This is a genomic window from Culicoidibacter larvae (genome assembly GCF_005771635.1).
In the GTDB taxonomy this organism is placed as follows: Bacteria; Bacillota_I; Bacilli_A; order Culicoidibacterales; family Culicoidibacteraceae; genus Culicoidibacter; species Culicoidibacter larvae.
Map to the genome: position 1 here is coordinate 177,321 of NZ_VBWP01000005.1, position 21,059 is coordinate 198,379.

Below are 21,059 nucleotides of genomic sequence, written 5' to 3' on the forward strand. Positions count from 1 at the left end.
TGGATTCCTCAGGGAATCCACGGGTTGATAAGGACGCGGGGTAGGCCCGCTTCCTTATTACTTTCTTCAATTAAGCAGCTTGGTCATTTTTTCTTTGTCGGCGGCTGATTGCAAATGCTGCAACTCCTAATCCTCCGGCAATTAAGCCAAGTGCTAACATTTCAGTTTGGTTTTGACCAGTGTTTGGCAGGTCAGTTCCTTCACCGCTTCCTGAACCATCAGCAGTTACACTTACATTAATCGTCATCGATGTTCCGGTTGCAAAGAGTGCCATACGTGCATTGGTTGCCGGCACCGGTGTAATTACAACTGGATATGTACCTACTGCTGTTTTCACAGCGCTGAAGTCAGCATTGACACCTGCAGCCGTTCCGGTTGCTAAGTCAAGTGCTTGGGCTTTACTCAAGTCTTTAATTAAGTCATGAGTTAAGTTGCCAGCTTGTGTTTGAGTGATTTCAAATGCTTGCGCTTTAAAGATAATGCCTTTTGCCGCATCATACATTGAATCCGCGTCAGTTACACCAACTTTAATTGTTTTAGTAGTTGAACCATTTGAAATCGTTACTTCATGAACACCAAATGTTGGTTGTACATTACTGAAGTCAACGGTAAGTGTTGAGCCATCAGCAGAAGTTGCGGCTGCTTTATTAATAACTTGCTCAGCAGTCAATCCTGCTACTTCATGATCTTCAATCACAAAATGATTTGCAGTAATTGTCGTATCAACACCATCAATTAAGTTTTGTTTATATGTGAAGTCGATACCGCCTTCAGCTTTAATTTTGTTTACTAATTGATCTCGAAGCGGTGCCATTGTATCAACAACGTTGATTGCCGCTGAGAAGTCATAGTAGTCGCCGCCAGCATATACGAAGTCTAAAGTAGAAACTGTATAATATGTATCCATATCAATTGGTGTACCGTCAGGTAAACGCATTGAAGTAATGCGGCTGCCGGCAGGTTGAGTTGAATCATACCATACATCAATTCCATAGAATTGTCCTGGACGGAATCCAGTTGACATAATACCATGTTCAATAACTTGTTTTAAGTCTGAACCTTTCAGTTCCATAGTCACCAATGTATTATCAAATGGGAAGATAGCATACATTTCACCCATTGTAATGTCACCAGCATTTAATCCTTCACGGATACCACCACCATTGATAATGGCGATTTGAGTATTTCCGATTTCAGACATCATTTTTGCTGTCAATTGTCCCATTGGGGTTACTTGTGTAGTTGTATCATGAGTTAATTCACGGACATTATCACCAATAACTTCATCTAAAATTGGTTGTAATTGATCTTTATAATCAGCTACAATATCTGCTACTGGTTGATTAATTGGCAAGGTTGCTGCTTGTGCTGTTAAATCAACAAACTCTCCTGTAACACTGACAAAGTTACCAGTTGTCGCATCAAAAGTTAAATTCATTTTTGATAATCCACGCCCATTGTATAATCCTTGAACGACCGGAATACCATTAACAACACCATTTACTTTTTGATGAGAGTGAGCAGTAAATACTGCATCCACACCTACAACATTTTTAGCAAACTCAGCACCTTCACCAGTAACAACTCCATCGCTGCCTTGGTAAGTACCTAAGTGCGTTAATGCGATAACTGTATCAACACCCTCAGTATCACGCAAGTATGCAGCCCATTTATTTGCTGCTGTTGCCGGATCAGTAAAATCTAAATCCGCTACGTTTGCTGGTAATGTTTGTGCTGCTGTAGAAGGAGTTGCAATACCGATAAGGCCAATCTTAACTGTACGCTCGCCGACTTCAACTTGAAGAATTTTGTATGGTTTAGCCCATTCAACTGGTTGTTGCGTATCTTTATAGACAATATTACTTGCTAAGAAGTCATAGCCGCCATCGCTTGCCCAGTCAGCAATCATGTCACGACTCCAGTCAAATTCATGGTTACCGAGTGCTGATGCTACCATACCCATTTCTTTTAACGACTTATTCATAACTTGTCCTTGAGTCAAGTTAGAAATTGCTGTTCCTTGGAATAAATCCCCTGAACCTAAGAAATAAGTTTTTGGATTTTGGGCACGTAAAGTATCTAAATATCCAGCAACTTTAGCAACACCAACATTTTTCCCGCTTTCTTCAACGTTACCATGAATATCATTTACTGATACTAAAGTTACCGTATTAAGAGTATTTAAGTCTGCTTCAGTTACACTCTTAACATTTGGTGTACGTCCATCAGCAGATGTTGGTAAAGTAATTTTTCCAGCATTAATATATTCTACCGCTTTATTATGTAAAGCTGTATCCCAGTTATTACCAATAATTGACCAGTTATTATCAACTGTATTAGTAATTGTTTGCCCTGGTTGATTAGCAATATATTCACCAATCATATCACGAACTGCCGGAACAGTTGCAGCTGTTGTTGGATCTGTTGAAGAATCAAAAACAGTCTCAATATTTGCATCAGGGAATAATGTTCCTGTAATAGTTGTTGACGCACGATAGTTATTTACAGTTAAGTAAACTAAATCAGCATCGCCGACTTGGCTTCCGTCAGAATAAGTTAAATCAGTAATACGACTTCCTGCTGGTTTTGAAATATCAACTTTATAGTTAACGCCACCAAACATATCGTAATTATAAATACGTATATTTTCATTGAATGAAATAGTTAAGTCTCCAGCTTTATACTGATTATAGTAGTTTGCTGACCATTCCATATACTGTTTCAATTGCGCCCCGGTAATTTTCAGGGTTTGTAAAGTATTATCATACTTATACGCTTTTGAAGTATCCGCTTTTTTGATAGTACCTTCAGCAATGTTTGAATTTGCATCAAATAAAGCTGCTGATGATACGTGGTGCCCATCACTTAGGACAGCACCGCTTGCTTCAGCATATTGCATTTGAACCTTTAAAATTAAATCAATCAATGCTGAATCTTGGATTTGTGCTTGAGTAATTCCTTTTACTTCTGCTGCTGGTGCTAAATCACCGCCAGTTAAGGTACCAATTTCAGTACGTGCATCAGCTAATGCAGTTGTGTGGTATGATTCCAACACTGATGAAACAGTTGGATCAGCGGCAACGTTTTTCACTGAAATATTACTACTGCTTTTATCAGTAACTGTATAGCCGCCATTCCCGTCAGGAACAACAGTAATATTAACTTTAGAAACATTTTCACCATATTTTCCTGGCTCAACTAAAGTTGCATTACCAGAAGTACGGCTATCAAACAATGAATGCTCATGTCCAGTAATAACTGCACTAATTTCTGGAATTTCAGCAGCTAATTGTTGCGTGCTATCGCCATTCCCATATTCGCCGGCATAACCCATGTGAGCGGCAACAACATAAACATCTGCTCCACCATTATCTTTAATTGTTTGCACAGTTGCTTTAGTTTCTTCGATTGGATTTCTAACATCATAGCCGGCTAAATGAGCTGAATCCCATTTAGTAATCCAAGGTGTCGTTGTACCAATAACTGCTACTTTAATTGGGCGTCCGCCTGATTTAGAAGGAATCTCTTTAATAATATAATTACCGGCAATTGCTTTTCCAGTTGGATCATAAACATTATTGCTTAACACTGAAACTTTATGTTCACCATTTGCAGTTGATTCTGCGTCAGCAATTACTTTATTAAGAACATCCATACCATAGTTAAATTCATGATTCCCTAAAGTAAAAGAATCATAACCAATTGCTTTCATAGCTGCAATTGTTGGCATTCTGTCTTCATTAACAAATAAGTGCGAATAGTTATCTTGAATTGAATCGCCATTATCTACTAAAATCGTGTTGGGATTATTAGCACGCTCTTGATTAACAATTGTTGCGATTTGTGCCAAACTTCCAGCTGTAAGAGCACTATCACTTGCGTACTCCCACGGATAAAAACGTCCGTGTACATCAGATGTTGCCAGTAAATTAATTACGGTAGCATCTTCTGCCGCTTTCGCTTCAGCCTGAACTTGAAATACAGGTAAAAATTGGGCCACCACACCCAATACTAATATCATTGCTACGGTGATTGCCGAAATACGACGGGTTTTCTTCATACTTTATCACTCCATATAAATTCTATTATTGCGCAAGATCTTACCCTTCTTGCTTATCCTGATTTTCTTATTTAATTGACGCAGGCCCTCCCTTATATACTCATATTTATATTTACGATGAAACATTCAGAATCATCCCTAATATATCCTCTAACTTTTTACTTTTATAAAAAAAGAAGCAGCAAAACGATACGGATCGTTTTGCTCCCGCTTTAATAAAATATCATACTGTATCTGGTATTGAACTCTTTCAAAGGGTTTAACTCAATAATCCCCGGCTTTTGGGAAATTTCAAACGGACCGTCCGCTGTATCGGCGTGGCCAAACCATGGTTCAATACAAATAAATGGAGCTTCCATACCATTGGTACGCGGCGTCCAAAGTCCTAAATCCGGAAATCCGTGGAATTGCACATTAACTCCATGATCATGATTGCGACAACGTAAGGCAATGCTTTCGAATTCTAAATCTTCAAAAACAAGTGCGTCTTTATTAAACACATCATAATGCAAAGGAATTTCCCGGCAACGTCCTAATGACGTGTAGGTATCACCTAATTGACCATCAGCTGTTAAATCACGTGATTGCAATTCAACAACTTCCGGTAATTCAAAATAATAATCTTCAAAACTATCGCCCGGCATCAATGTTGTTGAAAATGCCGGATGAGCACCGATTGAGAAATATAAATTTTCATCAGTATCCGGATTGCTCACTTGCCAATCAATATGCACACTCTCGCCCTCAAGAATATACGTAATATATAATTCAAACCCAAAAGGAAACTTAGCCAGCGTTTCTTCATTACTCGTTAAGCAAAACACAGCCCGTGTCGGTTCTTGCTCAACACAAACAAATTCCATATCGCGCGCAAAACCATGCTGCGTCATCGTATAGGTCTCACCATTCACTAAAAACTGGTTATCAACTAATTTACCAACAATCGGAAAAAGCACCGGTGTATGGCGACCCCAAAACTTTGCGTCACCTTTCCAAATGTATTCAATTCCGGTTTCTTGATGCATAACACTATGAATTTCCGCGCCAGCCTTGGCAATCGTTACCGACAGCTTTTCATTTGCTAATATAACCACAAGTTTCTCTCCTTTAGTTCTGTTTATTGCACAACTACCGCTGTACCTGAAGCACTAACCATAATCATGTTGCCGCCAGTTCCAAGCACCTCATAATCAACGTCAACACCAACAACCGCGTTGGCACCAACTTCCATCGCCCGCTCCGACATCTCGCGCAAAGCATCTTCACGTGCCTGTTGCAGCTCCAGCTCATAACTTGCTGAACGACCGCCAAAAATATTGCGCATCCCCGCTGCCATATCTTTAAACGCATTAATACCGATGATAACCTCACCGAAAACTATCTTTTTATACTCAACAATTTGTCTACTTTCAATAGACGGCGTTGTCGTAATTGTAATCATGTAATCCAACCTCCATAAAAAAGTCGTCTGCATATCCATTATAATAAAATTCACAAAATTTGTATAGCAAATTCCGAATAATAAATATGTGAATTTCACAACTAGTTAATAGCCGATAAGGCGGGCAAGGTAGGTTGCCCGCCTTATCCAAAAATTTACTCCACAACCACGGCAGTGCCTGAAACATGGATAACAGGAAAAATATCTCTCACTAATACTATTTCTACACTTATTGCAATCACAGCGTTCGCCCCAAGATTTTCAGCTTGAGTTTGTAGCTGCGTAAAAGCTTGCGAACGAAGCGACGAAAAATTTTCGTGATTTATTATAGTTCTTTGAAAAGAGTTGGAAAAAGGCGTAATTGCCTCACCGCAAGCGATCCCCTTATACTCAACAATCGTCTTTCCAGCTACGTCATTTGCCGTTGTCAAAATCATATTATCCACTCCTTCTCATCTATTGTAACAAATTAAAAGCCTTCACAACACATAATCTGTGCAAAAGTGCTATAATTAATAATATAAAGAGCAAGGAGGAAATAATCATGATCAGTAAAAAAGTAAAAAAATTAATGTTAGACCAAATCACTATGGAATTTCAAGCAGCTCATGACTACAAAGGTATGGAAATCTGCTTCTTGAACAAAGGACTCGATGGCTTCGCTCATTGGTTCAATAAACAATCACAAGAAGAAATCGAGCATGCTTACCGCTTCATCAACTTCTTAAACAGTGTCAATGAATCAATCGATAACCTTGACAAACTTGACGCTGCAAATGTTAAGTTCACTAATATTCGTGACGTATTTGAAGCATCATTGAAACAAGAACAAATGGTCACTCAATCAATTTGGAAAATTATTGAAGCTGCCGAAAAAGATAAAGACTATGCATCACGCCAAATGCTTGACTGGTTCATCAGCGAACAAGTTGAAGAAGAAAACTCAGTACAAAGAATTCTTGATGCACTCGATCTTGTTGGTGACGAACACATCGGCATCTATGAATTAGACAAAAAACTTGGTAAAAGAGAAGACTAATTTTTTTGAAGAAAATTTGAAAGAGCTGCGGGGCTTAACCCCGCAGCTCTTTTTCTTTCCCTATAAATCAATCGTGAAAGTAAACACTTGCGTATCATTATTAATATCGAGATGAAAATTAATTTGATAGCGTTCTAGGAACAGTTTAACAATATATAATCCCAACCCATGACCACTTGTGTTATTCGACTCAAATGGTTTAAGCAACTGTTCAGCATCTAGATTTTCAGTATTTTCAAATTGATTGCTGAATGACAATGACTCATCATTCAGACGCACAACAATTTCACTTCCTGGCTTGTGATAAAGAACCGCGTTACTCATTAAATTAGAAACTATCTTTTGGAAATAGTTATATGGCATATTAATTTCACTGTTCTTACTTGCTTCATTATAGAAATGAATCTTCGTTTCTTCATTCAGCTCATTATACAATGCAATATTTTCACTGATTACCGCCGAAATCGCACTGCGTTCCTCGCTCTGCACATGCTCGATGCGCGATACATCTAAAATCTCATTAACCAATACTTGCATCTTATCAATATAATCAGCACAACGTTGCAAATAATAATCGCGATCTTCAAATGCCGGAATGTCATTCACCATGCCCTCTACCATTGAGCTTAACGCCATAAGTGGTGTCTTTAACTCGTGGGTAGCACCACGCATAAATACTTGTTTATCAGTTTCCAGTTGTAAGTTTTGCTGCATCTCATCATCAAGTTCATCAATTGTCAGGCGCAACTTGCCATACATCTGATAAACACTGTTCTCCAATTGCACAAACTCGTCACCCGATTTAGTCTCAGTTTGCACTTCAATCTCGAATTTCTCCATTTGCTTTGCAGTAGTATTCAGTCGCTTCACCCTTTTAGTAATAAACCGGGCGATAAGGAAAGCGAAAATTGTTGCTACAATCAAGCCAACTACTAGCACAACAAACATTGCCTGAGATTGATTCGCAAAAGCTTCAAAATCTCGAAAAATTGGATCATCTTTAGAAAGCGTTGAAGTAACCGCATCGACTAATACCACATTATAGCTCTGGTCATTTGCTACAACTTCAAAGCCATAATGAGGGTAGAAATTCGGAATTGCGGAAACATCTAGTGGAAAAATAACACCTGATTCAGACTCTTGATTGAAATATTCTATTTCTATTCCAAACTGATAACCCACAAAATTCTCTTCCATAACACGAGCTAGTACTGCTGGATATGCAATTCCTCCTGTCGCGTATACCCTTTTTTGATTGTTATCCTGAACGTTGATAACAAATCCCATCGATTCAATTTCAGTGATAGTGACTTGCCTTTTTCCTCTATCCTCTTCTTTTACAAGTTCTATTGCTAAGGTTTTTGCTTGCTCAACCTGAGCCGTACGCTGAATAGTGCCAATCCATGGCACAATCCATATCAGCGTGATTATACAAACAACAGCTGTGACAATAATAGTTGACTCACACATCAACCATATCTTCCAAAATAATGGTATTCTTTTCATAATTATCCCTCCAGGGTGTAGCCTCTTCCGATAATGGTCTTAACCAGACCATTACCCAGCTTTTTTCGTATATTTTTAATATGGACATCGACCACACGGTCATCACCAAAATAGTTATAACCCCAGACTAAAGTAACAATCTGTGAGCGGTTATAAATTTTCTTAGGATTGGAAAATAAAATTTTCAAAATTTCACACTCCCTTTCAGTGAGTGAAATACTTTCATCACCTTTTAACACTTGTGACCGATTCAAATCAAGAAGTAAGTCTGCAAATGAGAGATATTCAGCAACATTGCCATATACGCGCCGCAAAAGCGCCTGAATTTTATACAATAAAATCTGTACCGGAAATGGTTTCACCACAAAATCATCAGCCAGAGTAAAAATATTCTTTTGAATCTCTAAATCATTCAATGCGCTGATAACAATCACCGGCACTGAACTCACCTCGCGAATCTCTGATAAAATTTTTTCACCGCCAAGACTAGGCAACATTAAATCTAAAACCAGCAAATCAATCTCATGATTATAAAATTTTTCTAATCCGGTCTGTCCATCAATGCTCGAAAGCACCACATAACCATCATTTTTCAAAAAAGCACAAATCGAATTATTGATTTCAACGTCATCCTCAATAACCAAAATACATTGTTTCTTCATTGCAAACACTCCTTTCATAAAATAATTCGTTTATAAACTTAACTAAAAGTATAGCAAAAAGTTATGAAGAACTTATGTAGAAAAAACTCCACAAAAAAACGGTCCGCAATAAGCGGACCGTTTTTCCTTACTCAGCTACTGCCGTATCAACTTCTGGATTTTTAGCCTTCACAACTTTAAATATACCAAAAGCTATTAAGGCAATTGCTACAATTGCAAATAACAATGAAGTTATTTCAAATCCTAAAACACTATAGAAAACATATAAAATACGCGGAACTGAAACTGAGTCAGCACCACCCATAAACGATGAAAAAATCCATAGGTCTAATACCAGAAAAACTCCCCCGGCAAAAATATAGCCAATACCATTCTTTTTGTCTTGATTCATACAAAACCCTCCGTAATATGCCCCACGCATCTACAAGCATACCATAATCACCCATAATCTTGCAATAAAGTTTCTTTGTGAAAATTTCAAAAAAGCAAGCTCCCCGAAGCAGAGCTTGCTTTTTTCTATTTCTCTAAAATATAAAGTGCATCACCAATGAACGGATGCATTGCTAAGGTTGTTATTTGTTTATCCTCATTATATTTTGCATCAAGCATACTGGTTTGCTTTGTTTCTAGATGGACAGCACTTATTTTATATTGTTGGTAATCGCCTTTCAATTGCAATTTAATGTTGGAAGGCAGATAAATGTAAATTGCCTGTTCATGCTGTGCTGCCCGAATTTCAGGTGAGCCAAGGATAATGTCCTGGCAGGGTTTGATATCATGCAAGTGATGACTTTCAAAAAATGTTTTGATATAAGCATAGTCCCAAGCACCCTCAAAATGCAAAGCCGTATGCCAATCATATGGTGGTTCAAATGCCTCACCGACACTTGAATCGAAATCCTCACTTGCAGTATGCCATGACCAGATACCATGCGCCCCATAAGTTACACCAGCACTAGCTCCTGACAGAACACTTTGCCACGCTGCTCGCCGCACATCAAAACGGTTAAATCGACCGTACACTTTGCGACTGTATCCCATCTGTTCATAGCATGGTTCTGAATTAATAACTGGTTTTTGTGGTTGCTCGCCGGCAAATTTTTCGGCAAGTAAATAGGTAGTTTCTTGGTATGCACTATTATGCCCTGATTGATACATATAAAAATCAAGTCCTGAATTGTTTTGCAGACGCTTTGGCAAACTATCTGCCCGTCCTTGAATATGTAAAGTTGTCAATCCGTTCGGATCAACCCGTTTCACTGCATTCAGTGCCCGTTCATAATACTCAATCACGGTATCGTTAGGAAAATCAGTATCGCCACTAATAATATAAATAGGCTGATACTTAGCAAACCGTTGTGCAATATATTCAGCATACTCTTCAACCAGATCTAATGGAAACAAACTTGTAGCCTTTAATTTTGTCGCCCAAGTATCCGGTAAATAATTGCACCACAACAGCACTAGTGCCACAGTAATTCCATAATCACGCGCCTGCGCCACCATACGCACTGCCCGGTCAAAATAAGCATCGTTGCGTTTACTAAAGTCAAAAGTTCCATCAGCATTCTTTCCGAATGGTAACAATGCTAAATTAGTTGCACTTGAATCCCATTGCCATAACATATTAATTTGAATCACGTTGAACCCTTGTTGTTTTCGTACTGACAAATAGTATTGCCAATCTTCATCGCTGATATTGGTAAAAGCACTCCAGCAAGTATCTGCTAAATAAAACCCTGGTTCGCCATCTACCAAAAAATAGCGCTTATCTTTACTTATATCAAACATCTTTATCATTCCGTTTCTTTATTAAGATACTGGTTCTGTTGCAACTTCCTCATGTAAGTTCGCTTTTTCTTCATCTCTCTGCTGCTTATCTAATAGTTTAACAAACGGGAAATACAGAAGGCAAGCGGCAAGAATACAAATTATTTGTAAAACAGCAATCTGCCAGCCACCGGCAATGAAACCATTAATTAAAACCGGCGTACCGAATGGCACCTGGACCCCACTTAGTCTTGGGAAAATGCCAGAAGCGATACCAAAGTAAGCAATTAAAATTTGCACTAACGGTGATAGAATAAATGGAATCATCATAATCGGATTTAAAATTAATGGTAACCCAAAAACAATTGGTTCATTAATAGTAAATAATCCTGGAACTGCACTCAAATTGGCAATAGTTCGATTTTGTTTACTCTTTGAAAATACTAAGATTACAATAATCAACGACAATGTTGCACCAGCACCACCAATACCACCAAAAATATTATAGAAAGATTGCCCGAGAATATTTGGCAGGTCGCTGTTCATCGCTCCAGCTGCCAACGCATCCATATTAGCAACATCCATTGGCAAATAGAGTGCCGTAATGAAACTACCAACAACCAATGAGCCATGAATTCCAAAGAACCAAAGAATCATTTGAATCAAAACGATAAACAATAATGACCAAACACTTGACGACAAACTTTGCAGTGGTGTTGCAATAATTGAATAAACAAATCCTGAGAATGATGTAAACGATGTAAAGCCAAAACCAAAAGACACAAGCATTGCTAAAGCACCAACAATAATTGCTGGTAATAACCCGGCAAAGGTTTCACTAACAAATAAAGGCACACTTTCTGGCATCTTAATAGTAATCTTACGAGCCATTAAGAAGCAATAGATTCTGGTAAAGACCAAACTACTAATCATTGCAGTAAACAGTCCTTGCGCCCCCAGCCAACTGCTATCCAGTGTTGAACCAGCTTCTAATTGTAGCATTGGTGTCATCATCAAGAAGCAAAACAAAGAAATAATTGCCCCTGTCAGGGGTGATTGTTTGAAATTTCTAGCCAAATTATAACCAATCAAAAATGCTGCGTATAATGAAAGTACACCAACAGTTAATGAATATGCCGTCAACAGGTATGGTGCAATTCCAACATAAGCAATAAAATCCTTCCACGGATCAATTGGCAATACTGCCAACAATAAAGCAATTGAACCAATAATGTTAATCGCCAAAGTACCCATTAATCCATTTGAAATTGCCTTTAAATAATTATTCGATTGTACTTTTTCTGCAAAAATTAAAATCTTATCCATATACTTTTCCAATTGTAAAACCTCCATTTTTTTATTTTTTCAATATGTATTTTAGTATCTATTTTAAAACATATCGGCATACCCCTTCCATTGATGATAATTTGTCTGTATTCGCTCTGGAGTATATAACGTATATTTATTATTTATTGAAAAAGCTCCCGGAATTGCCAGCGCTCCAAGCGCTGACAATTCCTCAGTTTCACTTACAGCAACAACCCTATTCAATACTGAGCTTAGATATTGCATTAATTGCTGATTCTTAGTCACGCCACCATCAAGACGCACCTTAGTAATGCTCGCGCTACTTAACTGCTCCATCTCATCAATGACTGCTTTAATTTGATATACGATACTATCGAATACCGCACGAATCACATGAGCATTAGTGGTCGAACGTGTCATGCCAATGACTGCAGCCTGAGCACCCGGGCGCCAGAACGGCGCCGCCAGTCCAAGCTGAGCCGGGATAAAGAACACCCCGTTACTATCATCTAATTCAAAAGCAAGTTGGGTTGCTAGCTCCGGACTATCAAACAACTGTAAATTTTCCTGCGCCCAGATTAAAGTGTCTCCGCACGAACGAATAATTCCTTCCAAAGCATAGTTAGCACGACCACATTGTTGCCAAGCAATTGTTGTCATCATTGTATTACTGTTCGGAGCATCGCCAGTGCCTAATTGCATCATCACGGAGCAACCAGTGCCAAGAGTTGCTTTGATTTCACCATTGTCCAGACATTGCTGGCCAAAGAGCGCTGCCTGAGAATCAGCCATCACACTGATAATCGGAATTCCGCGATAGTCGCCAAAATCGTCTGCTGATTGCAATACTATTGGCAACATTTCTGGCGTAACTCTAAATAGCTCCATCAACTCTTGATCCCATGCCAACCGATGTATATCAAATAGTAATGTACGACTGGCATTACTTGGTTCAGTTGCAAACACACGACCGCCAGTTAAATTCCATATCAACCATGCATCCATCGTACCAACCGCCAAGTCACCAGCCTGCATGGCTAATTTGTATTCATCATTATTTTCAAAAAGCCAACGTAACTTCGGACCGCTAAAATAAGAATCTATCTTCAGACCAGTCTTAGCTCTGATAGTCGCTTCATATCCGGCACTTATTAACTGTTCACAGATTTGCTGACTACGAATGCACTGCCAAACCAGCGCGTTCGCTAATGGCTCACCTGTACTTTTATGCCATGCTACAATAGTTTCCCGCTGATTGGTAATTGAAATACTTGTAATCTGCCCGGGATAACGGTCAATCAATTCATCTAAAAGACGATACACATTATCAACTATTTCCATCGGATCATGTTCTACCCATGCCTCTTGCGGATAAATTTGTTGGTGCTTACAATCAAGTCGTTCAACTACTTCAATACCTGCATCAATCTTTACCAACAAACACTTAGTTCCTGAAGTACTCTGATCAATCACCACCCGATATTCATCCATCATGACCACCAACCATTTCTTGAGCAACTTCATATACTGACTGCGCATCTAATCCATAGTGAGAAAAAATTTCAGCTGATGAGCCGGTCACCACCGGTTCATCAGGGATACCAATAATTTTGTGTATGACATTTGTTGTCATACTCAGCGCCTCTGCTATCGCTGCCCCTAAACCACCAAAAATGCTATGCTCCTCTAACGATATTACCCGCCGCGTTGCCTCAGCTTCACTTCGAATCAATTCAATGTCCAAAGGTTTTATCGTGTGAATATTTATTACGCTACACGCAATATTTATTTGTGCTAATAGTTCAGCAGTATCTAATGCAACCCGCACCATCTCGCCAGTTGCAATTATAGTTATATCTGTCCCCGCGCGTAGCTTAACACCTTTACCGATAGTAAATCCATAATCTGCCGACTCATAACAATCCGCGACCGGGTTTCGACCGATACGAATATATGCTGGCTGGTTTGATACCACCAGTGCCCGAAACATTGCTTCAGTTTCAAATCGGTCAGCCGGCAAGAGTACCTGCAAATTTGGTATCGCTCTAGTCACCGCAATATCCTGCAAGGAATGATGGCTCATTCCTAGTGCACCATAACTGACACCGCCACTGATACCAACCAACTTCACATTAGTGTTTGAATAAGCAACATCAACTTTAATCTGCTCAATACTGCGCATACTAAGGAAACACGCTGGCGACGCTACAAAACTGCGTTTACCGCTATGTGCAAGTCCGGCGGCAATACTAACTAAATTTTGTTCGGCAATGCCAACTTCTACTAATTGTTCGGGAAGTTGTTCAGCAAACTTCGCAAGTGATGCTGACCCCCGCGAATCACTGGTTAGCACGACTAAATCGCGATTCTGCTGTCCAGCAGCAACCAATACATCACAAACAACTTGCCGATTAGCAACTTTATTACTCATTGCGCTCACCTCCTGTCTGCAAATCTTTAGTTGCTGCCAAATACTCGCCCTCATTTGGTACATAATGGTGCCAAGCAGGATTATTTTCAGCAGCATGAATACCTTTACCTTTTATTGTATTAGCAATAATCATTGTCGGCTTAGCCGGTACTGGCTCCTGATGCAAAACTCGCACAAGCTCATTCACATTATTGCCATCTACTTCAATAACATGCCAGCCAAAAGCCTCCCACTTATCTGCGAGTGGCTCTACCGCCATAACTTGCTCCGAAGCACCGCTAATCTGTAAACCATTACGATCAATAATTGCTGTCAAATTATGCAGTTGATAATGTGGTGCTGCCATCGCTGCTTCCCACACCGAACCTTCGGCAAGCTCACCGTCACCCATTAAAACGTAAGTATGATAAGATTTACTATCCATCTTAGCCGCCAAGGCAATTCCGGTGGCTATCGCCAATCCATGTCCTAATGAACCAGTATTCATCTCAACACCGCCAACTTTATTATTAGGATGACCAATTAATCTTGAACCATATTGCGAAAATGTATCTAACTCCTCCTTAGGGAAGAATCCTTTATCAGCTAAAATCGTCCAATAAACTTCCGCAGCATGTCCTTTGCTTTGAATATAGCGATCACGCTCCGATGCTTCCGGATTTGCAGCATCAATATTCATAACTGCATAATATAATGCCACTAAAATATCAGTACAAGATAAATCTGAACCTAAGTGTCCAGCTCCCTGCTTATAAATCAAATCTAAAGTTGCTTGTCTTATTTGCAATGCTTTTTGCTCTAAATCAACCATTTTTATTCCCGCTTTCTATTCACCGCGTAGATATGCCCGAACTTCTTCTTCAATCGGATCATATAAATCAACTGTAACACCTATATATTTACATGCCTCATATAATATAGGCACAACATCTTCATGAATACCGCTCACATGATGAATATATGGTCCGCTCACAATCTTTTCTTCCAATCGTTTTAGATTAGCCACTTCAACCCATAAGTAAGTCCCCTTCGTATAAGGACCTTCAATTGCTTTGGCATTCCCTAGCAATAAAGAATATTCACCATTGTCGCCATCAAAACGGCATAAAGTTAATTCACCGTGCTTTGCTTCAGCTGCAACTGCCCCTGGATGACTAAAAGCTAATGGGTACCCAAGTGTTGGCTTTTCTCGAGCTGCTGAAAAAGGAAACAAACCACAATGTTGTAATAATTCGCCATTCTCATTATCCGGATGACGCACCGTCCAATCAGCGAAAATACTCTTCTTACCTTCGCGACTTGCCGCCTCAATCAGAATACTGGTAATAGCTCCATGAATATCAGTTTCACAAACTACTGGAATACCCTCATCAATCAACATTGCATTCGCTGCACACGGCATAATACCAATCTCATCTTGCAACGCCGTCCAACATTGAATCGCAATTGCATTACAACCATACTTTCGACACAAATTTTGCATAGCCACTTTTAATGCCGCCACCATCTCCAAATCCTGTTGTTGCATCTGCACATGAGTACATTTCTGACAATGCATCACCGTAACATCAATCTCACTCAGCGCCACTTTTTTTACTTGGTGAATCTCAGCAATCAACTCCGGTATTGGCACCGGCGCTAATTGCACATTAAATTTCTCTAATAACTCACCCTCATTACACATCGTTGTTAAAAAATCATAAGGTCTTGGGCCAATCTGTAAAATCTTAATACTGTTAAATGCAGAAACCACCCGACAAACTGCCAAAAAATCAGTTATCCCTCGTTCAAACTCAGGATCATCAAGTCGACAATTAGTCATATATGTAAATGGCACTTGAAAGCGGCGTAATACTTTCCCGGTTGCAAATAAGCCGCATTGGGTATCTCGCAGACGAATACCATCTTCATCCGGTCGTTCATCACGAGGTCCCCAAAGCAAAACCGGAACTCCCAATGCTTTTGCCAAACGCGCACAAACATACTCAGTACCGAAATTTGTATGTGGCAGAAATAATCCTTGAATATTGGCCGCTTTGAATTTTTCAATAATTGGCTCTAAATCAGCTTCATCATATAAAAGTCCGTCCTCATTAAATTCAGCAATATCCACAAAATCAATTTCTAATTGATCAAGCTTCACTCTTGTTAACTCTGCATACTTCACCGCATCTGGCGCGCTAAAGATATTTCTTCGTGTTGGTGCAAAGCCAATTCTCACTTTACTCATAATAATTCTCCTTTTGTTTATAGTTTGTCAAAACTAAACTAAAAGCGCTTTCTTTACTAAATATTAAATCATTTTAGTAAACATAAGTCAATAGTTTATTTATATTTAGTTTAAGTTTAGTTTAATTTAGCTAATTTATTCCATAAAAAGTGATAATATTTGATAAACAAAAAGTAATCATGTTATAATAACTCTATTAGTTTAGTTTTAGTTTACTGGAGGAATGTACTTTGAAGATAGATGACATCGCGCGTATAGCAAAAGTTTCAAAATCTGCTGTTTCACTTGCTTTAAACGGCAAACCGGGAGTTAGTGACAAAACTCGCGCCCATATTTTAAAAATTGCCGAAGAGTATAATTACATCCCGCTTCGTAATAATAAAAAAAAGGATACTTCTGGCCAACAAATTATTCGCTTTTTGGCATGCAAAAATAATGACATTATTACTGATCACTACGAAACTCTGCCATTCTTTAATGAACTTATCGGATATTTAACCGAAGATATCAAAGAATATCCTTTTACTCTGCTCATCTCAACCATTAACGCTGATGATATGCAAAACGAACTTACTGAACTTGAAATTGCACAACCATCAGCGGGTATTCTCTTGCTTGGAACTAACCTGTCAAGTAACCAAGTTCAAATCGTCAAAGATATACAACCAAACCTCGTTGTTCTAGACACTTGTATTCGCAACATGCCAGTGAGCTTTGTCTCAATCAATAATTACTTTGGCGGCTTCGAAGCAGCTCGCTATTTACTTAGCCTCGGACATACTAAAATTGGTTACGTCATGGGTCAACCACGAATATATAACTTCGACTACCGCCAAAAAGGATTTAATGATGCCCTCAATGAAGCTGGCATTACTATTGACAAACAACATATCTACCACTTGCCGGCAATGCAAATCGGCATTTATGAACAAGCAAAAAATCAAATCCAGGCAACTACTGATTTGCCAACCGCTATCTTCTGCGAAAATGATTATATGGCAATCAGCATCATAAAGATACTTGCCGATATAGGAATCTCTGTTCCGGATGATGTCTCAATCATTGGCTTCGATAACATTAGTGAGGGCAATGTTGTTACTCCGGAACTCACAACCATCCATGTAAAGAAAAATCTGTTATCAGCAATGTCACTGCAGCAACTCAGCCAACAAATCGAAACCAAACACCCCAATGACAGTTACCAAATATTAATCAACACATCACTGATTGAACGTAACTCTTGCAAAACCCTTAAATAAAAAGTCGCACCTTGACCGGTGCGACTTTTTATATTCTACTTTACTAACAGACCCAAAAACTCCCGAACCTGCCGTGGATTTTTCAATACAATCAAATCAAACTCCGAGCTGCTCTGCGCCAGCGCCGCGATAACCCGCGGCCGCGATTCACGCTTAAAGTTCCAAACAAATGTCAGAAACTCTAAATCCAGTTTCTCTTCACAACCGGCGCTCATATCTTCGCGTGTCCGGCCACGATATTGAAAATATCGCTTAATCACCCTCGGAAAATAAATTCGTCGCGGGAAATCAAGAAAAATAACTGTATCAGCGTATTCCAGTCGCAATGGCAATGAATCCGCATAATTACCATCAATAATCCACGCTGATTCAGTGGTCATAACTTCTTTCGAGTCATCCAGCAACGCATCTTTGCCAATAGACTGCCAGTTTTCTCGCCAAAACATCTGATCCAGATGAAAAACCGGAATAACTAAAGCAGCTCCTAATCGCCTAGCAAATGTAGACTTACCCGCACCACTCGGCCCAATAATACAAATCTTTTTCATGCCGCACCTCCACGAATTAATAGTCATTATATTCTAGCAGAAACAACTAAAAAAGCAAGCTCCCCAAAGCAGAGCTTGCTTTTTTCAACTTTTTAAATAACCTCGTAATCACCTGAAGCGATAGCAATGCGATACCATTCTTCCTGAGTCAAATTAATATCTAAAGCGTCTACCGCCGTCATTACCCGGCCAATACGCCCGCTACCAACAATCGGCATCATTTTTACCGGATGTTTCAACAACCAAGCATAAGCAATCGCATCAGCAGAAGTGCCATGATCGGCAGCAATTTTATTCAAAGTATCGCGTAATGCAACATACTTCGGTTCATTGGAAGTGAAGATTTTGCCGCCGGCAAGCGGTGACCAAATCATTGGATGAATTTGATGCTGCATTAAATAATCCATCATACCATTTTTAAAATGTTCGAAGCAAACCGGTGAGACCTCAATTTGATTCGTCACCAATGGCTCTTCGCAAAATTCTTGCAAATGCTCAAAATGTGGCACATAGAAATTTGAAACCCCGAAGGCGCGAACTTTTCCGGCCTTTTTTACATCAGCAAAGGCGCGGGCAACTTCGCGACCATCCATCAATAAGTCAGGACGATGAATTAACAGAACATCTAAGTTCTCAATATTCATACGTTCTAAAGTGTCATCAACAACGTGAACGATATGATCATAAGAAGAATCATAATGACCAATCGTATAGCCACTCTCAGGAACCGGAATCTTAATTCCCGCTTTACTAATCAATGTAATCCGATTACGCAAATCCGGCCGTGACGCAAACAGCTCACCCAAACGACTGTTCACCATCAAACCACCATAAATGTCAGCGGTATCGAAAGTTGTTACACCCATTTCCAGACACTCTTCAACAAAGCGCGCCAATTCATCAATACTTAAATCCCATTCCAGCAAACGCCACATACCATGAATAATCCGCGAAAACTGGATATCTTTATTTATTTGTACATATTCCATAAAACTTCAACTTCCTTTCTCCCTTATTGTAAGCAATTTCATAGAAAATAACAATGTGTAATGCTCATTTCTTGGGAGAAATTTTCGACAGAACACTGAAAGCAAGTTTCAGTATCCTGTCCTTTCGCAAAATATAGTAATCTGTTACAATAATGAGTACAGAGTGAAAGGAATGATTTCTATGTATATAATTGACGAACAAAATGTTTCCGGAATTATTGAAAACTATCTTACAACAACTAAAACCGACTCAACCTCTTTTTATTTAAAAGCGGCTGAACATCTGATTTCATATATTCCCGAGTCAGCACAACGTATCACTTTCTTCATTGATGGCAGCCAGATTGGTACATTAGGTGCAGCTGTTGCTTATCTGCTTTCACGAGCAAATAAAGACTTGATTTTGTTTGTTCGGGCGAGCTCGCTCACCGAAGAAACTGAAGCTTTCCTGCAAATTCTCGAAGAACAAAAAGCACATATTTATTTGTTGAACAATGTAAACCAGTTGCAAGATTTGCATGCTGTGATCGCGGAAACCCATTTAATTGTTGATGCTTTGGCTACATTGCCGAAAACCCAGGATGAATTTCTATTTGTTAAACAACTCATTCAAGTTATCAACCGGGTGCAGTTAGAAACTTTGGCATTTGATTTTCCCTTCTATGCCAACGATGAGACAATAATTACTGCAACTAATATTGTTACTTTTATCGCTGCTAAAAAGTGTTTCACCAATACTCATTTTTTAACTGCCTTTGGTCAAGATGAAATTAGTATTGAGAGCTTAGATATTCCTGAACTTTATTACCAAGATAAAATTGAGGCACAATATATTGATCAAGATGATATCAGCGATATCCTTAAACAAAAGCAGTGGTCAATCACTGACCATAAATATAAATTCGGTCATGCCCTTATCATTGCTGGAAATGTTGGTACTATCGGCGCGGCGCTTCTCGCCGGTGAGGCAGCACTCAAAAGTGGTTGCGGTTTAGTTTCACTCTATACCCACCCAGAACTCGCTAACCTCGTCCCGCTACGCAACCCGGAAATCATGAGCCATGCCTACACCGATATCAACAACCTGCAAGTTGACATCAAACGGGCCTCAAGCATCCTCATCGGCCCAGGCCTTGGCATTACCAATCAATCGCTCGCTCTGCTTGAGCTCATCTTCGCCCAGGCAACCTGCCCGATAATTGTTGACGCCGATGCCCTCACCCTGATTCACAAGCAGCCACAACTGCTAACCACTTTCAGCTATCCGGTCATCTTCACCCCGCACGCTCATGAATTCGCGCGCTTCACCGGGTTGGAAATCGACGAGATTTCCAGCCACCGCATTGACGTCGCTCGTGAGTTTGCTAAAAAATATAATGTCATCTTGGCATTAAAAGGTTACCAAACCATCATCAGTGACGGCATCACTACCTATGTCAATACAACCGGCAACGCAGCAATGGCAAGTGCCGGCATGGGAGACGTGCTAGCCGGCATCATCGCTGCTATGACCGCGAAACAATATGCCAGTCTTGAAGCAACCATCGCAAGTGTCTACTTACATGGAGCTTGTGGCGATTGGCTCTCAATTGAAAAAGATCGAGTGCTGGCAACTGAAGTTATCAATGAAATTCCTGACCGACTTCAATTTTTATATTAAAACAAAAAGCGGGTGGTTCCTAGGAACCACCCGCTTTCTCATTTACTCCAGAATAAAGTAAAACGCTCGCAATCTATGCAATCTAGCAAAAATCGCTCAATCACGTATTTTAGGATACGCTCAATCAAAATTTTTACCAGCTTCCTACGATTTCCG

General features: G+C 39.5%; 18 protein-coding genes. 3 read left to right on the top strand and 15 right to left on the bottom strand.

Going from position 1 to position 21,059, the window contains the following annotated elements; genetic code table 11:
• Positions 1-70: 70 nt before the first annotated feature.
• From FEZ08_RS07280 to FEZ08_RS07295, 4 genes are all read right to left on the bottom strand, one after another.
• Entirely contained in the window at positions 71-4,060 is a 3,990-nt protein-coding gene (locus tag FEZ08_RS07280) for a 5'-nucleotidase C-terminal domain-containing protein (protein WP_138191063.1), read from the bottom strand.
• 212 nt (positions 4,061-4,272) lie between these two features.
• Positions 4,273-5,154: an aldose 1-epimerase family protein gene (locus tag FEZ08_RS07285; RefSeq protein ID WP_171014985.1), complete on the bottom strand. Its 882-nt coding sequence runs from the start codon at positions 5,152-5,154 to the stop codon at positions 4,273-4,275.
• A 23-nt stretch (positions 5,155-5,177) separates the two neighbouring features.
• A complete protein-coding gene (locus FEZ08_RS07290; protein WP_138191106.1) occupies positions 5,178-5,498 on the bottom strand; it encodes a heavy metal-binding domain-containing protein in 321 nt (106 codons plus the stop codon).
• A 158-nt stretch (positions 5,499-5,656) separates the two neighbouring features.
• Positions 5,657-5,938 carry a heavy metal-binding domain-containing protein gene (locus tag FEZ08_RS07295; protein ID WP_138191065.1) on the bottom strand — a complete coding sequence of 94 codons (282 nt, stop codon included), beginning with the start codon at positions 5,936-5,938 and terminating at the stop codon, positions 5,657-5,659.
• 107 nt (positions 5,939-6,045) lie between these two features.
• On the opposite strand from FEZ08_RS07295, the gene FEZ08_RS07300 reads away from it, so the two are divergent.
• Complete coding sequence (locus tag FEZ08_RS07300) at positions 6,046-6,540, top strand: ferritin (RefSeq protein ID WP_138191066.1); 495 nt, start codon at positions 6,046-6,048, stop codon at positions 6,538-6,540.
• A gap of 60 nt (positions 6,541-6,600) precedes the next feature.
• Here the strand turns inward: FEZ08_RS07300 and FEZ08_RS07305 are convergent, their stop codons facing one another.
• The 9 genes from FEZ08_RS07305 to FEZ08_RS07345 all read right to left on the bottom strand — a co-directional run bounded on the left by FEZ08_RS07305 (position 6,601) and on the right by FEZ08_RS07345 (position 16,447).
• Positions 6,601-8,046: a sensor histidine kinase gene (locus tag FEZ08_RS07305; RefSeq protein ID WP_138191067.1), complete on the bottom strand. Its 1,446-nt coding sequence runs from the start codon at positions 8,044-8,046 to the stop codon at positions 6,601-6,603.
• A 2-nt stretch (positions 8,047-8,048) separates the two neighbouring features.
• The gene (locus FEZ08_RS07310) at positions 8,049-8,708 is read right to left on the bottom strand and encodes a response regulator transcription factor (protein ID WP_171014986.1); all 660 of its coding nucleotides are present in this window, start codon (positions 8,706-8,708) and stop codon (positions 8,049-8,051) included.
• 127 nt (positions 8,709-8,835) lie between these two features.
• Complete coding sequence (locus FEZ08_RS07315; protein WP_138191069.1) at positions 8,836-9,099, bottom strand: hypothetical protein; 264 nt, start codon at positions 9,097-9,099, stop codon at positions 8,836-8,838.
• A 125-nt stretch (positions 9,100-9,224) separates the two neighbouring features.
• A complete protein-coding gene (locus FEZ08_RS07320; RefSeq protein ID WP_138191070.1) occupies positions 9,225-10,499 on the bottom strand; it encodes a glycoside hydrolase family 140 protein in 1,275 nt (424 codons plus the stop codon).
• Between the two features lie 21 nt (positions 10,500-10,520).
• On the bottom strand, positions 10,521-11,816 hold the full coding sequence (locus FEZ08_RS07325; RefSeq protein ID WP_138191071.1) for a PTS sugar transporter subunit IIC: 1,296 nt from the start codon (positions 11,814-11,816) through the stop codon (positions 10,521-10,523).
• A gap of 51 nt (positions 11,817-11,867) precedes the next feature.
• A complete protein-coding gene (locus FEZ08_RS07330; protein ID WP_199288050.1) occupies positions 11,868-13,310 on the bottom strand; it encodes an FGGY-family carbohydrate kinase in 1,443 nt (480 codons plus the stop codon).
• Entirely contained in the window at positions 13,270-14,217 is a 948-nt protein-coding gene (locus tag FEZ08_RS07335; RefSeq protein ID WP_138191072.1) for a transketolase family protein, read from the bottom strand. Before FEZ08_RS07335 ends, FEZ08_RS07330 begins: the two co-directional genes overlap by 41 nt.
• The gene (locus FEZ08_RS07340) at positions 14,210-15,028 is read right to left on the bottom strand and encodes a transketolase (protein ID WP_138191073.1); all 819 of its coding nucleotides are present in this window, start codon (positions 15,026-15,028) and stop codon (positions 14,210-14,212) included. The genes FEZ08_RS07335 and FEZ08_RS07340 overlap by 8 nt, the downstream gene beginning before the upstream one ends.
• A 15-nt stretch (positions 15,029-15,043) precedes the next feature.
• A complete protein-coding gene (locus FEZ08_RS07345) occupies positions 15,044-16,447 on the bottom strand; it encodes an L-fucose/L-arabinose isomerase family protein (RefSeq protein WP_138191074.1) in 1,404 nt (467 codons plus the stop codon).
• Between the two features lie 230 nt (positions 16,448-16,677).
• Here FEZ08_RS07345 and FEZ08_RS07350 point away from each other — a divergent pair, with 230 nt between their 5' ends.
• A complete protein-coding gene (locus FEZ08_RS07350; protein WP_138191075.1) occupies positions 16,678-17,706 on the top strand; it encodes a LacI family DNA-binding transcriptional regulator in 1,029 nt (342 codons plus the stop codon).
• A gap of 35 nt (positions 17,707-17,741) precedes the next feature.
• Here FEZ08_RS07350 and FEZ08_RS07355 read toward each other — a convergent pair whose 3' ends face one another.
• Together FEZ08_RS07355 and FEZ08_RS07360 are read right to left on the bottom strand one after the other, a co-directional pair.
• Positions 17,742-18,254, bottom strand: a complete 513-nt coding sequence (locus FEZ08_RS07355; RefSeq protein ID WP_138191076.1) for a P-loop NTPase family protein — start codon at positions 18,252-18,254, stop codon at positions 17,742-17,744.
• Between the two features lie 92 nt (positions 18,255-18,346).
• On the bottom strand, positions 18,347-19,243 hold the full coding sequence (locus tag FEZ08_RS07360; protein WP_138191077.1) for an aldo/keto reductase: 897 nt from the start codon (positions 19,241-19,243) through the stop codon (positions 18,347-18,349).
• A 181-nt stretch (positions 19,244-19,424) separates the two neighbouring features.
• Between FEZ08_RS07360 and FEZ08_RS07365 the strand changes: the two genes are divergently transcribed.
• The gene (locus FEZ08_RS07365; RefSeq protein WP_171014987.1) at positions 19,425-20,903 is read left to right on the top strand and encodes an NAD(P)H-hydrate dehydratase; all 1,479 of its coding nucleotides are present in this window, start codon (positions 19,425-19,427) and stop codon (positions 20,901-20,903) included.
• Positions 20,904-21,059 lie beyond the last annotated feature (156 nt).